At 64.0% G+C, this 14,854-nt stretch carries 11 protein-coding genes; 3 read left to right on the forward strand and 8 right to left on the reverse strand.

The genetic code is table 11. The features are described 5' to 3' along the window. Positions 1-25: 25 nt before the first annotated feature. The gene (locus ACZZ0O_RS11375; RefSeq protein ID WP_115527202.1) at positions 26-1,153 is read left to right on the forward strand and encodes a mechanosensitive ion channel family protein; all 1,128 of its coding nucleotides are present in this window, start codon (positions 26-28) and stop codon (positions 1,151-1,153) included. A gap of 112 nt (positions 1,154-1,265) precedes the next feature. Here the strand turns inward: ACZZ0O_RS11375 and ACZZ0O_RS11380 are convergent, their stop codons facing one another. From ACZZ0O_RS11380 to typA, 3 genes are all read right to left on the reverse strand, one after another. Then, positions 1,266-2,879, reverse strand: a complete 1,614-nt coding sequence (locus ACZZ0O_RS11380) for an amidase (RefSeq protein ID WP_463592441.1) — start codon at positions 2,877-2,879, stop codon at positions 1,266-1,268. Between the two features lie 109 nt (positions 2,880-2,988). Beyond that, on the reverse strand, positions 2,989-3,459 hold the full coding sequence (locus tag ACZZ0O_RS11385) for a DUF2127 domain-containing protein (protein ID WP_055846090.1): 471 nt from the start codon (positions 3,457-3,459) through the stop codon (positions 2,989-2,991). Between the two features lie 21 nt (positions 3,460-3,480). Beyond that, a complete protein-coding gene (gene typA, locus ACZZ0O_RS11390; RefSeq protein ID WP_055846087.1) occupies positions 3,481-5,310 on the reverse strand; it encodes a translational GTPase TypA in 1,830 nt (609 codons plus the stop codon). 243 nt (positions 5,311-5,553) lie between these two features. Here typA and ACZZ0O_RS11395 point away from each other — a divergent pair, with 243 nt between their 5' ends. Beyond that, complete coding sequence (locus ACZZ0O_RS11395) at positions 5,554-6,048, forward strand: peptidylprolyl isomerase (RefSeq protein ID WP_055846084.1); 495 nt, start codon at positions 5,554-5,556, stop codon at positions 6,046-6,048. Positions 6,049-6,166: 118 nt separating this feature from the next. Then, positions 6,167-7,153, forward strand: coding sequence for a malate dehydrogenase (locus ACZZ0O_RS11400; protein ID WP_115512404.1), 987 nt, complete (start codon positions 6,167-6,169; stop codon positions 7,151-7,153). Between the two features lie 216 nt (positions 7,154-7,369). On the opposite strand, the gene ACZZ0O_RS11405 is transcribed toward ACZZ0O_RS11400, so the two are convergent. The 5 genes from ACZZ0O_RS11405 to ACZZ0O_RS11425 all read right to left on the reverse strand — a co-directional run bounded on the left by ACZZ0O_RS11405 (position 7,370) and on the right by ACZZ0O_RS11425 (position 14,830). Beyond that, positions 7,370-7,984 carry a glutathione binding-like protein gene (locus ACZZ0O_RS11405; RefSeq protein ID WP_463590801.1) on the reverse strand — a complete coding sequence of 205 codons (615 nt, stop codon included), beginning with the start codon at positions 7,982-7,984 and terminating at the stop codon, positions 7,370-7,372. A gap of 529 nt (positions 7,985-8,513) precedes the next feature. After that, positions 8,514-8,975, reverse strand: coding sequence for a cell wall hydrolase (locus tag ACZZ0O_RS11410; protein ID WP_055846073.1), 462 nt, complete (start codon positions 8,973-8,975; stop codon positions 8,514-8,516). 981 nt (positions 8,976-9,956) lie between these two features. After that, the gene (locus ACZZ0O_RS11415) at positions 9,957-11,273 is read right to left on the reverse strand and encodes an MFS transporter (RefSeq protein ID WP_463590802.1); all 1,317 of its coding nucleotides are present in this window, start codon (positions 11,271-11,273) and stop codon (positions 9,957-9,959) included. Positions 11,274-11,497: 224 nt separating this feature from the next. Further along, positions 11,498-13,537, reverse strand: coding sequence for an oxidoreductase (locus ACZZ0O_RS11420; protein ID WP_463590803.1), 2,040 nt, complete (start codon positions 13,535-13,537; stop codon positions 11,498-11,500). 270 nt (positions 13,538-13,807) lie between these two features. Further along, positions 13,808-14,830 carry a zinc-binding alcohol dehydrogenase family protein gene (locus ACZZ0O_RS11425; RefSeq protein WP_463590804.1) on the reverse strand — a complete coding sequence of 341 codons (1,023 nt, stop codon included), beginning with the start codon at positions 14,828-14,830 and terminating at the stop codon, positions 13,808-13,810. Positions 14,831-14,854: the final 24 nt, after the last annotated feature.

Raw genomic sequence — 14,854 nt, forward strand, 5'->3', positions numbered from 1 at the left:
CTTTCCCCCCCACAGGAGGAACGGTTTGACTGCCGATTGGAACGTCATCCGCGAATACGCAATCCCGCTGGGCGCCGCGCTGCTGGCGGGCGTCGTTACCTGGTCGCTGATGCTGTGGCTGTTTCGCCGCATGCAGGGCCGCGATTACCGTCGCGCACGCATCATTCGCGTGGTCACGCTGCCGGCGGCCTTTATTCTGCCGCTGCTGTTTCTGGGTATCGCCACCGAGGCCACGCCGTTATCCGGCAAGGCGCTGGCCGCGGTGCAGCACTTGTTGCATGTCGGCATTGTCGGTTGCGTCACCTGGTTGTTGGTACGTGCGGTCGCCGCCGGCGAAATGGCGATCCTGCGCAGCAATCCGATCGAGGTGTCGGACAATCTCACCGCGCGGCGTATCCAGACCCAGACACGGGTCTTGAGTCGCGTGGTGATGGGCACGGTGATCCTGCTCGGTATCTCGGTGGTGCTGCTCGGTTTTGAGCAGGTGCGCCAGATCGGCAAGACGCTGCTGGCGTCGGCGGGGATCATCGGGCTGGTGGCCGGTATTGCGGCCAAGCCGGTGTTCGGCAACCTGATCGCCGGCTTGCAGATTGCGCTGACTCAGCCGATCCGCCTGGACGACGTGGTGATCGTGGAAGGCGAATGGGGCCGTATCGAAGAGATCGGCAGCTCGTACGTGGTGGTGCGGATCTGGGACGAACGGCGCATGGTGGTCCCGTTGACCTGGTTCATCGAAAACCCGTTTCAGAACTGGACGCGCGCCAGTGCGGACCTGCTCGGTACCGCGTTCCTGTGGTTGGATTACCGCACGCCGATTGCGGCAGTGCGTGCGGAACTGGAGCGCATCTGCCACAGCGAGCCGCTATGGGATGGGCGCGTTTGCGTCACCCAGATCACCGACACCAGCGACAACACCATCCAGGTGCGTTTGCTGGTGAGCGCGCGCAATTCCGGCGATGCGTTCGATCTGCGTTGTCTGGTGCGCGAACGCATGATCGATTTTCTGACCCGCGAGCACGCCTACGCGTTGCCCAGAATCCGCGCCGAAATTGCAACGCAGGAAAAGCCGTCATCAGGCGCGAAGGTGCCGATCGCACCGGACAGCGTGCGTTCGCCAGGTGCAGAAGACGGCGAGCCCGCGGCTTCGATCTAGCTGTGCCTGTCGACAGGCTGCGGCAGGCTCGGTTGTGCGGCGTGCGGCGTGCGGCGTGCGGCGTGCGGCATGCGCATCAATCGATGACCAGTGCTGCTTTACGGATTCTCCGTCAGTCGGGCGCCTTCGGCTGCGGTTTGACCGGTGTCGCCAGCGGTGCGCTGGGCGCGTAGCTGGGCGCAAATCGCGCGTGGCTGCGTTGCTCATAGGCGTAGGCCAGTTCGATCAGGCGCGGCTCGCTCCAGGCGGTGCCCATGAACAGCAATCCGAGCGGCAGACTCTGCGTCTGCCCCATCGGCACGCTCAGGCTGGGATACCCGGCCACTGCCGCGGCGCCGTAGCCGGCGCCGGGAAAGGTGTCGCCCTTGCCGAGCGTGGTGACCCAGGCCGCGCCGGTGGTCGGCACGATCAGTGCGTCCAGGCGATCGGCTTTCAGGGCTGCGTCGATGCCTTGCTCGCCAGCGAGCCGCCTGGCGCTGGCGCGCGCGCTCAGATAGCCCGGGTCCTTCAGGCCGGGCGCAGCCTGCGCCTGCTCGAACAATTCCTGTCCGAAGTAGGGCATTTCGCGCTGCGCGTTGGCGCGATTGAAGGCGATCAGCGCGTCCAGATCTTTGATCGGCGCAGCGTGGCTGCGCAGATAGGCATTCAAACCGGCTTTGAATTCGACCAGTAAGACCGTCTGCTCAGCAGCATCCCACTTGCCATCCGTGACCAGGGCGGTCTCAACTACCGTGGCGCCGGCCGCGCGCAAGGTCTGTACGGCGCGATCCAATGCGGCGGCGATCGCAGGATCTTCGCGCAGTGGATTGCGCAGCAGGCCCAGACGCGCGCCGCGCAGGCCGTCGGACTTGAGGTGGGCGAGATAGTTTGGTGTGGACGACGGCGCATGGCGTGTGGCCGGGTCCTGCGGATCGGGCGCGGCGATCGCCTGCAGCAGCGCGGCGGCGTCGGCGACGCTGCGGGTCATCGGGCCGGCGGTGTCCTGGCTGGCCGAGATCGGAATGATGCCGTCGCGGCTGACCAGGCCGACGGTGGGTTTGAGCCCGACCAGGCCATTGACCGCAGCCGGGCAGGTGATGCTGCCGTCGGTTTCGGTGCCGATGCCTACCGTGGCCAGACTGGCGGCGATCGCTGCGCCGGTGCCGGCGCTGGAGCCGCACGGATTGCGATCCAGTGCATAGGGATTGCGGGTCAGCCCGCCGCGGGCGCTCCAGCCGGAGCTGGATTGGGTGGAACGGAAGTTGGCCCATTCGCTCAGATTGGTCTTGCCCAGGATCACCGCGCCGGCCGCGCGCAGGCGCTGCACCAGAAACGCATCGCGGTTGGGGCGAAACTCGGCCAGCGCCAGCGAGCCGGCACTGTTGACCATCGGCAGCGCGTCGATGTTGTCCTTGAGCAGCACCGGGATGCCGTGCAGCGGTCCGCGCACGCGGCCGGCGGCGCGTTCTGCGTCCAGGGTGCGGGCGTCCGTTTCGGCCTGCGCATTGCGCTCGATCACGGCGTTGAGCGTGGGGCCGGCGCGGTCGATGGTGTCGATGCGCTGCAGATAAGCGCGTGTCAGTGCCAGGCTGGTGGTGTCTCCACTTGCCATGCGGGCTTGCAGGCCGGTGACGTCGGCATCGATCAGGTCGAGCGGTTTGGTAGCCGAAGCGGCGTCGGTTGCCGGACGCATCGTGTCATCGGCATGCGCACAGCCGCACAACGCCAGCAGCAGCGCAAAAGACAGGGGGGTGGAGCGCATCGGGTGTTTTCCGCGGGGGACTTTCCGCAGGCTAACGTCGCTGCGTCGGGGTGACAACGTGATTGCGCGCCCGTGGACGGGCAGGCAGGCAGGGTCAGCGACGTCGGCGCTTGACCAGATCGCGTGCCAGTACGCCGACCACGATCAGGTTGATCGCCAGCACGGCCCAAGCGGTCCAGCCAGGATGGCGGACGATGGCGTAGATATCGAAGGGCAGATAGATGGCCGCCGACAGGCAGCCCAGTACCGAGGCCCAGGCCTTAGCACGCCACAGACCCCAGGCTTCCACCACATGCAGCAGGCCGTAGGCCAGCATTGCGGCGGCCGCCAGATGCACCGCATCGGGGCTGATGGTCTTGAGTAACGACGGCAATGCGCCGTGGTCCGGATCCAGGTTGAAGCGGCGAATCAGCGTACTGACCGCATGTTGCAGCGGGAGCGGGCCCAGAATTTCCAGGCCCGTCGCCGCCAATAGCGCAAGCCCGCCCTTGACCGCCTCTAGCAAGGCGATCGCGTGGAGGCCCGGATGCGCGCGCGGATCCGGGCTGTAAGGCTTGTTGCTCACGACTGTGGCTTAGTCAGTAACTCAGCCCGAACGGCCAGAGCGCTTACGGTCGCTTTCGGTCAAACCCTTCTTGCGCAGACGGATTTCCTTCGGGGTGACTTCGACCAGCTCGTCGTCCTCGATGAAGTCCAGTGCCTGCTCCAGCGTGTACTTGATCGCCGGGGTCAGCTTGATCGCATCGTCCTTGCCCGAAGCACGCATGTTGGTCAGCGGCTTGGTCTTGATCGCGTTGACGGTCAGATCGTTGTCCTTGGAGTGGATACCGATCAGCTGACCTTCGTACACGTTGTCGCCTTCAGCGGCGAACAGACGGCCACGCTCTTCCAACGGCCCCAGCGCATAGGCCGGAGTGGCGCCCGGTGCGTTGGCAATCATCACGCCGTTCTGGCGCTTGGCGATGGCGCCCTGTTCCTTCGGGCCGTAATGGTCGAACACGTGGAACAGCAGGCCCGAGCCCTGGGTCAGGGTGCGGAACTCGTTCTGGAAGCCGATCAAGCCACGCGCCGGGATCATGTAATCCAGACGCACGCGGCCCTTGCCGTCCGATTCCATGTTCTTCAGCTGGCCCTTGCGGCTGCCCAGCTTTTCCATCACGCCGCCCTGGTGCTGTTCTTCGATGTCCACCACGAGCTGTTCGATCGGCTCCATCTGCTTGCCGTCGATCTCCTTGATGATCACTTCCGGACGCGACACGGCCAGTTCGTAGCCTTCACGACGCATGTTTTCGATCAGCACCGACAGATGCAGTTCGCCACGGCCGGAGACCAGGAACTTGTCGGCGTCGGAACCTTCCTCGACCTTCAGTGCCACGTTGTGCACCTGCTCGCGGTCCAGACGATCGCGCAGCTGGCGGCTGGTCAGGAACTTGCCACCGGACAGGTCCTTGTTGCCGGCGAACGGCGAGTTGTTGACCTGGAAGGTCATCGAGATGGTCGGCTCGTCCACGGTCAGCGGCGGCAGGCCTTCCGGGGCGTCGAGCGCACACACGGTGTCGGAGATGGTCAGCTCGGCCACGCCGGAGATGGCGACGATGTCGCCGGCCTCGGCGGTGTCCTGCTCGATGCGCTCCAGGCCGAGGAAGCCCAGCACCTGCAGCACCTTGCCCTGACGCTTCTTGCCTTCGCGGTCGATCACGCTGACCGGCATGTTCTTCTTCAACACGCCGCGCTGGATGCGGCCGATGCCGATCACACCGACGAAATTGTTGTAATCCAGCTGGCTGATGCGCATCTGGAACGGGCCGTCCGGATCAACGTCCGGTGCCGACACGTGCTGCATGATCGCTTCGTACAGCGGAGTCATGTCGCCGTCGCGCACGTCCGAATCCAGGCTGGCGTAGCCGTTCAATGCGGAGGTGTAGACGATCGGGAAGTCCAGCTGCTCGTCGGTTGCGCCGAGCTTGTCGAACAGGTCGAACACCTGGTCGATCACCCAGTCCGGACGTGCGCCGGGACGGTCGATCTTGTTGACCACCACGATCGGCTTGAAGCCCATCGCAAAGGCCTTCTGGGTCACGAAGCGCGTCTGCGGCATCGGGCCGTCCATCGCGTCGACCAGGATCAGCACCGAGTCCACCATCGACAGCACGCGCTCGACTTCGCCACCGAAGTCGGCGTGTCCCGGGGTGTCGACGATGTTGATGCGGTTGCCCTGCCAGGTGATGGCCGTGTTCTTGGCCAGGATCGTGATGCCACGTTCCTTTTCCTGATCGTTGCTGTCCATCACACGCTCAGCCAAGACGGTGCGTTCGGACAGGGTGCCGGACTGCTTCAGCAGGCAGTCGACGAGGGTGGTCTTGCCATGGTCGACGTGCGCGACGATGGCGATATTGCGGAGTTTTTCAATGGACATGCGGAAAGGGCCCCTGTCTGGCGCCAGTCTTGAGATGAGGTAAGCCGAATATTATAGCGGTTTCGTTGCGCTGCCGTTGCGGATTAGCTGAAGGCAATTCAGATCCCCCATTCAGGCAGCGTGACGGCGGGCGGATCCAGGCCCGGCGACGGCCTTGGACCATGGTCGTAACTGCGCGGTCGTCCACGCGCCCGGGTGTATCCTAATGGGCTGTTGATCACCCCAGAACCTGCAAGGATTTCCATGTCCCTGATCGCCACTTTCGACACGTCCCGCGGCCCGATCGTTGTTGAGCTGTACCCGGAGAAGGCACCGCTCACCGTCGCCAACTTCGTCAACCTGGCCAAGCGCGGCTTCTACAACGGCCTGAGCTTCCACCGCGTCATCGCCGACTTCATGGTCCAGGGCGGTTGCCCGGAAGGTTCCGGCCGCGGCGGCCCGGGCTATCGCTTCGAAGACGAAACCAACAATGGCGTCGGCCACGAGCGCGGCGTGCTGTCCATGGCCAATGCCGGCCCGAACACCAATGGCAGCCAGTTTTTCATCACCCACACCGCCACCCCGTGGCTGGACGGCAAGCACACCGTGTTCGGCAAGGTTACCCAGGGCCTGGACGTGGTGGATAGCGTTGCCCAGGGCGACACCATCAACACGCTCACCATCGAAGGCGACACCGACGCCGTGCTGGCCGCCAAGGCCGACCGCGTTGCGGAGTGGAACAAGATCCTCGCCGCCTGATCGCACCCCATCGAACGGCCGCCATGTGCGGCCGTTTGCTTGTCAAAGCGCGCCGCCAGGCCTTGCGCCACGCCAGCGCGCGACCCCCACCAACGCTTTTTAGCAGAGGAAACACCCCATGAAAGCACCTGTTCGTGTTGCTGTGACCGGCGCTGCCGGCCAGATCGGCTACGCCCTGCTGTTCCGTATCGCTTCGGGCGAAATGCTGGGCAAGGATCAGCCGGTGATCCTGCAATTGCTGGAACTGTCCAACGAGAAGGCCCAGGCCGCGCTCAAGGGCGTGATGATGGAGCTGGAAGACTGCGCGTTCCCGCTGTTGGCCGGCATGGTCGGCACCGACGACGCCGAAGTGGCGTTCAAGGACATCGACGTGGCGCTGCTGGTCGGTGCGCGTCCGCGCGGCCCGGGCATGGAGCGCAAGGACCTGCTGCTGGAGAACGCCAAGATCTTCACCGCGCAGGGCGCGGCGTTGAACAAGGTGGCCAAGCGTGACGTCAAGGTGCTGGTGGTCGGTAACCCGGCCAACACCAATGCCTACATCGCGATGAAGTCGGCGCCGGATCTGAACCCGAAGAACTTCACCGCCATGCTGCGTCTGGACCACAACCGCGCCCTGAGCCAGCTCTCGCTCAAGCTTGGCAAGCCGGTCGGCGGCATCGAAAAGCTGGTGGTGTGGGGCAACCACAGCCCGACCATGTACCCGGACTACCGTTTCGCCACCTCCGATGGCGCGTCCATCGGCGATGCGATCAACGACCAGGAATGGAATGCGTCTACCTTCATCCCGACCGTGGGCAAGCGCGGTGCGGCGATCATCGAAGCGCGCGGCCTGTCCTCGGCCGCATCGGCTGCCAATGCCGCCATCGATCACGTGCGTGATTGGGTGCTGGGCAGCAACGGCAAGTGGGTCACCATGGGCGTGCCGTCCGACGGCTCCTACGGGATTCCGGAAGGCGTGATCTTTGGCTTCCCGGTGATCACCGAAAACGGCCAATACACCCTGGTCAAGGATCTGCCGATCGACGACTTCAGCCAGAAGTACATCGACAAGACCCTGGCCGAGCTGGAAGAAGAGCGCAGCGGCGTGTCGCACCTGCTGGGCTGAGGTTCGCAGCTGTAGTTGCTACAAGCTGTATTTGCTACAAGAACGCCGGGCATTGCCCGGCGTTTTTTTGTCTGCATGCAGGCGATGAACGTGCATGCGGAGTTCGATCTGCTGCGATGGTCTGCGGGCGACACAGCGCGATGATCTGCACGCGCTGCGATGGGCTGCCTTATCGTGTGACGTGGCATCACGTCACCCGTTACACCGCAGTGCCGATTACGACAGGCCTTCGGCGTTCAGGGCGGCCTGCACATCCGCATCGGCCTGCATGCGCTTGAAGAACGCATCCAGTGCGGTCAGGCCGCTGAGGTCCAAGCCTGCCTTATTGGCCCAGCGCAAGGTCACGAATAGATAGGCATCGGCGCCGGTATGGCTGTCGCCGGCCAACCACTCGCGGCCCTGCAGGTGCGCATCGACGCGCGTGTAGAGCGCGCGCAACTTGTTGCGTGCATCGTCGTGACTGCGCGCGATCAATGCCTCGTCCTGCAGATACGCGGTGCTGCCGAAGATCGGCTTGAAGGTCGGGTGCACATCGGCGTTCAAAAAGGCGATCCAGCGATTGATTTCGGCGCGGCTACGCGCACTGCCGTCACCGCCCAGGCTGGTGAGCGGCGCAACATCGGCGATGTAATTCAGGATGGCCGCGTTCTGGGTCAACGCCCAATCATCGACCACCAGCAACGGCACGGCGCCCGCGGGATTGAGCTGCAGATACTCGGGCGACTTCATGGTGGCTGCATCGACCACGACCAGGTCGAACGGCAGCCCGGACCAACGCAGCACAATGTGGTCTGCAAGTGAACAGGCGCCGGGCTTGGTGTAGAGCTTCATGTGCATCCAGGGAGGACTAGGGGATGCAAGCTTAGCCGGGTTGGGCGGCCAGCTGTGCTGCCATGGGATCAACGGCAACGCGATGTAAGGCTGGGCGTATTGCGACCTGTAGCGCGACGTGTAGCGCACTGCGCAATGTGGAAAAGCGTTTTCGTGCGAGACGACACGGCCGCGTGTACTGACGCTGTTGCCGCATCGATGGCGATCGCATCACTGCTGCAATCGCGCACGTGCGGCGCGGCGGTTGTCATGGGCGAACAGCATTTGCTACGCGAAGCAGCCGATCACATGGCCGGCACCGATGTCTGGCGCTTAGTCGCCGTGGTTGCGCCACAAATGCTGCGCGTCATCAGCATCATGCGAGCAGCGATTTGCTGGCAGCGCACGCCGGGCGCTTGCGCGTGCATCGCGAGACACTGTGCATAGAGCTACGCAATGATCGGCTCGTGCGAAAACGCGGCGTTATCAGCCGAATGCGGTATCGCAACGGTGTGGACACGTTGCAATGCGCTATCGGTCCACTACGTCTTTACGACGCAGTACGCGGCCGCAACTTCTGCACGCGATAGAAAGTGTGATCGCCGATGGTGGCAACCTGATACGCATTCCGCCAACTCGGGCTAGCAATCGCGCTTGCGGCAAAGTGGCTGGCGCCAGGCACGATCTCCTTGCGCTGACCCACAGGCAACGCCCAGTTACGTTCTGCGGCGAGTGCAACGCCCAATGCCTTGTTCCAGGCATCGTCGTTCTTCAACTGCGTGCCCGGCGCGACGATTGTCGGTGCGAACTGCTTACGTGCAGTGACTACCTCGCACATCGAGTCGCCCCACAAACCGCTGTCCAGTCGACGCAACGCAACTTCCGCAACAGCCTGCTGGCCGCGCAAGGTCTGGTCGCGCGCTTCCAGATAAACGGTCGTGCTCAAACACAGCGAATCTGCAGCTGGCTGCGGCATCAACTGCGCCAGCCAGAATATCCAAATCATCTTCATACAACTCCTTGCTCCGTATGGGCCGGTTCGTAGAGCATCCAAAGTGGATGCACCAGTACGAAAGGCTTGGCGTCATGGGGAGGCGACCTGTCACGGGCCGCCCGGTCTTCGGTGAAAGAGAGATCTACCGAAGGTGCCCACCAAATGAGGTGGGTCAAAAAGTTGGCGCAAGGTAGGCGCCAATCACACAATCTTGGCTGAATGGGCGGGGTTGACGCGGGCTTGCCTCGGCTGTGTCTAGGTTGCGTCGGTAATGCCTCACGCATCGCACCATGCAATGCGCGTCGCATTCGCGCGGCGACAGGGGATCATGTGCGTTGGTCGTGTTTCGACATTACGCAGATGGCGCACCTGGATCGTTGGTGAGTTCTGCTTTCACGCTGGCTGCACGCGTTATCTGGGAACGAAAAAACAGTCATTGAATTCGGGTGTCGTTGAAGTGGACGCACACGAGCAGTCGCACGTTTTGTACGCGTCGGCGCCGCATATCATGCTGCATCGTTGAACGAGCAGTTGTCTGCCCGTGTACGCATGAAGTGTCGTAGACGATTACAAAAATTGCACTGCTGCATCGGTGCCGCAACGATCTCCACGACACTCTCGTCGCAATCACCATTTACTCAACTGTAGCGAGATCTGCGCGGGGTCTTGCTGGATCGGCGGACATCCGAGATCTCCACGTCTTATGGCGTGGTCGTCGCGGTGCTACGTCATCAGTGATCGATGTCCAAGGTCCCATCTACGATCACGCGCATTGCTTCAGAGGCGCATGTTCGAGGTGGCGCAATGATTCGGACGATTGCGTGTCTTGATTGCGAACGTAGTGTTGGCTAATGCAGCGACTGGATCTGCATCGTGCTTCGGCAATGGCGGCTAACACGACAGTGACGCGTGCGTGTTTTGGTCAGTACCAGCGACACGTTTTCGCGCGGTAATCGTCGAGGAAATGCGTAACGTGCAACTAGGTGCGCGCGGTCAAGTTTATAGCGGTGTCGGTGTCGGTGTCGGTGTCGTTTCTGCAGGCAATCGCCGTTCAAGCGAGAAGACGCGGGTGCTCCAGGCCAGCAGCAGACAGGCCAAGCCGCAGGCAATGGGCCCGAGCGCCATCGACCACGCCAGGGACTCTTGAGGTGCATCGTGGTCGTTGTAGAGATGGAGCAGCAGCCCGACCACAGCACTGCCTAGCGCAAGCGCGATCTGTGCGACGGCGGTCAGCATGGCAAAGCGGCGAGCTTGGTGCGCCGGGTCGTAGTGCATGGAGAGTTCGGCATGACGCGCCCACACCCAGTGCCCTACGCTGCCCGCCGCCATGCCCACGCCAAGCGCCAGCGCCGCATCCGGCCAGACGCTGCGCGTTGTCTGCAATGCAAACAGCAGGCCGCAGCCGACCAACGCGATACCGCTGTATCCCAGTCGCTGGCGCGCGCTGGTAGGCAGGCGCGCGGCCAGCGGTTGTACGGCCACGGAGCCAATGGCGTAGCTGATCAGGAGCGCGCTACCCCAACGCTGCGAGATGACCAGCGTCTGCGCCAGATACGGCGCCAGTTTGGTAAACGTCGGCAAGGCCAGCGACAGCAGCGCAATCACCACTATCGGCAACAGTGGATGACTACGCGACGATGCGATCGATCGATCGGCAGGTGGGTTACTTACGTGCTGCTTGTGCGTGTGCAGCGTCTGGCGAAGCCACCAGGACGAGGTCATTGCGATGGTGCTTGCCGTGCCCACAACCGTCATTGCAGTCGCGGCCCCAGCATGATGCCCTGTGTGCAACAGCAGCCCGATCGCTGCACTCATCAATAATGCGGCCAAGCCGCTGCCGATCAATCGCAGCGCGCTCACGCCTTGCGCTCCGCGCCATGGCCAACGGCACAGTCCAAGCAACGTGTTCTGCGCGACGTCACCCATGGCGTAGGCCGCACGAAACGGCAAGCTGAGTAACAGCACGCAAGGCAGGCGTGCAGGTGGTGGCAATACCGGAACCAGAAACAACAACGACATCGTCACTGCCGCCAGCGACATGCCTCGCCATTGCACGCGCCCCGCCCATGCGAGGCTGACACCCGCACGCCAGCGGTGCGCAGCGAACACCCCCATGCCTGCACTGACGAGCAGCCCGGCTGCGACCGACAAGCCGGCAGCGGTTGCACTCAGTTCCACGTATTCGGTCAAGGCGAAGATCAGCAACAACTCGCCGGTGTACCAGAGCAGGCTTTTGCCGAAGTGTGCAGCCGTGTACGCCAGCAACGTGTCCGTTGACAGGGGAGGGAGCAAGCGCGTTGTCGGTGACGTCCGCATCCGCCGCTTATAGCCCCGATCCAAGACAATAAGAAGAACGCTGCATGCCACGGCAGCGAGAAGGCGATGAGGGCGTTATTGCAGGCGAGGGTGGCAGCCATTCCGCTGCAACGTCAACGCCGCTTTCCAGTGGAGAAAGCGGCCTGCCGCTCGATTGCTATCGCGACTGGACGGTGCACCACAACCTTATCCCGGCCTTGTCTGGTGCGTCATCGGCTCACGCATTACAGTACCGCAGCGAGTCGGCTGGCCTGGTTGATCGCACGCTTGGCGTCCAGTTCGGCGGCCACGTCCGCGCCGCCGATCAGGTGCGGTTGCTGACCATTGGCCTGCAGGGCGGCCAGCAGCTCGCGTCGCGGTTCCTGGCCGGCACAGATCACCACGGTGCCGACATCGAGCAATTGCTCGGCGCCGTCCACACGAATGCGCAGGCCGGCATCGTCCACGCCCAGGTACTCCACGCCACCGAGCATCTTGACGCCCTTGGCCTTGAGCGTTGCGCGGTGGATCCAGCCGGTGGTCTTGCCCAGGCGGGCACCCGGGCGGCCGGAGCTGCGCTGCAGCAGCCAGACCTGACGGGTAGGGGGCTCGGGTTGCGGTTTGGCCAGCGCACCGCGCGCTTCGAAGGTCGGGTCCACGCCCCATTCGGCCATCCAGCGCTGTGGATCCAGCGCTGGCGACTCCCCGGCGTGCACCAGAAATTCGCCGACATCGAAACCGATGCCACCCGCGCCGATGATCGCCACCTTGGGGGCGGCCACATGCCGACCCAGCACCACATCCAGGTAGTTCACCACCATCGGGTGATCGGCGCCGGGGAAGTCGACCTTGCGCGGCTCGATGCCGGTCGCCAATACAACCTCGTCGAAGTCCTTGAGGTCTGCTGCCTGCACGTGCGTGTCCAGACGCAGCTGGACGCCAGTCGCTTCGATCCGGTGACGGAAATAGCGCAGCGTTTCGTTGAATTCTTCCTTGCCGGGGATACGTCTGGCGACATTGAACTGCCCGCCAATCTCGCTACTCGCATCGAACAAGGTGACGCGATGCCCGCGCTCGGCCGCCACCGTCGCGCACGCCAGTCCCGCCGGTCCGGCGCCGACCACGGCAATGCGCTTGGGTGTCGTCGTGGGCGTATAGATCAGCTCGGTTTCGTGCACCGCGCGCGGGTTGACCAGGCAGGTAGCCAGTTTGTTTTCGAACACGTGATCCAGGCAGGCCTGGTTGCAGGCGATACACGTATTGATGGTGTGCGACTGCCCGGCGCGGGCCTTGTTGGTCCACTCCGGGTCGGCCAGCAGCGGGCGCGCCAGCGACACCATGTCCGCTGCGCCGTCGGACAGAATGCGTTCTGCCACTTCCGGCATGTTGATGCGGTTGCTCGCCACCACCGGAATGCGCAGGTGCGGTTTGAGCTTGGCGGTGACGCCGGCGAATGCGGCGCGTGGCACCGAGGTGGCAATGGTCGGCACGCGCGCTTCATGCCAACCGATGCCGGAGTTGATGATGGTCGCGCCGGCGGCCTCGATTGCCTGCGCCTGCGCCACGATCTCTTGCCACTGGTTGCCGTCTTCGACCAGGTCCACCAGCGACAACCGGTAGATGATGATGAAGTCCGGCCCGCAGGCTTCACGGATGCGACGCACGATCTCCACCGCAAACCGCATGCGCTTGGCTGCGTCGCCACCCCAGGCATCGCTGCGCTTGTTGGTCCGCGCGGCGGTGAACTCGTTGATCAGATAGCCTTCCGAGCCCATCACCTCGACACCGTCGTAGCCGGCCTCGCGCGCCAGCCGCGCGGCGCGCGCATACGCGGCAATCTGCCGGTCCACCGCCGCTGCCGACAACGCGCGCGGGGTGAAGGGGTTGATCGGCGCCTGCAGCTTGGACGGCGCCACCGACAACGGGTGATACGCATAGCGCCCGGCGTGCAGCAACTGCATGCAGATCTTGGCGCCGTGTTCGTGCACCGCGCGGGTGACCTGGCGGTGCGGGCGCACTTCCCAGGGCCACGACAGCTTGCCGCCGAACGGCTTGAGCCAACCCACTACGTTCGGCGAGAAGCCTCCGGTGACAATCAGGCCCACTCCGCCTGCGGCGCGTTCGGCGAAATAGGCGGCCAGCCTGGGGAAATCGCGCGCACGATCTTCCAGCCCGGTGTGCATCGAGCCCATCAGGACGCGATTGCGCAATTGGGTGAAACCCAGATCGAGTGGCGTGAACAGGTGCGGAAAGGAGGAGGCGGAAGGGCCGGTGGCGGGCGACATGATATGGATACGCTGGCGTACGGAGTGCGCACGATGCAGGCAAACGGGCGTGGCGGCAAGCCCTGGGTGCCGAATTCTGCGCTGCCGGCCGCGACGCAGCTGCAGGTTGGCCGACGTCACACCGTCCGCTAGGCCAAGACCTGCGTTGCGGAGCGTCTGCCCATGCGGCGGTGGCGCTCGATCACAGCGTTCGTGCAACCCGAAGGCGGGGGCGGGCGCCCTCGGGCTGCATTTCAGTGCCGTGCAAACAGGCGGCGCCAGCCACCGCGGCTACCACCCGGCCAGCACCAATTTGCCGATCGTGCTGCCGCCCTCCAGCCGCCGATGCGCTTCGCGCAGGTTGTCGGCATTGATCGGCGACAGCGTCTCGGTGTGCGTCGTGCGCAGCTCACCAGCATCGATCAGGCTCGCAGTACGGTTGAGGATGCGATGCTGCTCCACCATGTCGTCGGTGGCGTAGCGCGACCGCGCAAACATCAGCTCCCAATGGATGCCGATGCACTTGGATTTGTACGGGTCGCCAATCATCAGCGGGCCGCGTGGCTCGACGATCAGACCGACATGCCCCTGCGGCGCCAGGATCTCGCCCAGCTGCTGCCAGTAGCGGTCGGTGTCGGCCAGATTCAGCGCTGCATCCACGTGCGGCAGACCTAACGCCTGCAACTGCGGCTGCAGTGGCTGGTGATGGTCGATCACATGGTGCGCGCCCATCTGCCGCACCCATTCGATGCTCTCCGGGCGCGAGGCAGTGGCAATCACCGTGAAGCCGGCATGCCGCGCCAGCTGGATCGCGATCGACCCCACGCCGCCGGCACCGCCGATGATCAACAGATGCCGGCCGCGATTGCGTGCGCCATCGAACGCGAACGGCATGCGTTGGAACAGAAGCTCCCACGCAGTCAGTGTGGTCAACGGCAGTGCGGCCGCCTGCGCAAAACTCAGCGAGGTGGGCTTGCACCCGGCAATGCGCGCATCCACCAGCTGGTACTGCGCGTTGCTTCCGGGCCGGCCGATATCGCCGGCGTAATACACCTCGTCGCCCACGGCAAACGCGGTGACCTCCGGGCCCACTGCTTCGATCACGCCAGCCGCGTCGTATCCCAGGATTTTCGGCTCGGTCAGGGGCTGCGGCTTCGGCGCCCGCAGTTTGGTATCGACCGGATTCACGGAGATCGCTTCGACACGTACCAATAAGTCATACCCCGACGGCGCTGCAGGGACGGGGATGTCGATGTCAAGCAGCGATGCCGGATCGTCGATCGGCAGATAGCGGGTGAGGGCGACGGCTTTCATCGGGGCTCTCCTGATGGGAAGTTC

Source organism: Xanthomonas sp. AC360 (assembly GCF_979258225.1).

Bases quoted from the DNA above. Each gene is read 5' to 3' on its own strand.
- ACZZ0O_RS11415 (WP_463590802.1), bottom strand. From the start codon at position 11,273: ATGCGGACGTCACCGACAACGCGCTTGCTCCCTCCCCTGTCAACGGAC.
- ACZZ0O_RS11410 (WP_055846073.1), bottom strand. From the start codon at position 8,975: ATGAAGATGATTTGGATATTCTGGCTGGCGCAGTTGATGCCGCAGCCA.
- ACZZ0O_RS11395 (WP_055846084.1), top strand. From the start codon at position 5,554: ATGTCCCTGATCGCCACTTTCGACACGTCCCGCGGCCCGATCGTTGTT.
- ACZZ0O_RS11420 (WP_463590803.1), bottom strand. From the start codon at position 13,537: ATGTCGCCCGCCACCGGCCCTTCCGCCTCCTCCTTTCCGCACCTGTTC.
- ACZZ0O_RS11400 (WP_115512404.1), top strand. From the start codon at position 6,167: ATGAAAGCACCTGTTCGTGTTGCTGTGACCGGCGCTGCCGGCCAGATC.
- typA (WP_055846087.1), bottom strand. From the start codon at position 5,310: ATGTCCATTGAAAAACTCCGCAATATCGCCATCGTCGCGCACGTCGAC.
- ACZZ0O_RS11425 (WP_463590804.1), bottom strand. From the start codon at position 14,830: ATGAAAGCCGTCGCCCTCACCCGCTATCTGCCGATCGACGATCCGGCA.
- ACZZ0O_RS11405 (WP_463590801.1), bottom strand. From the start codon at position 7,984: ATGAAGCTCTACACCAAGCCCGGCGCCTGTTCACTTGCAGACCACATT.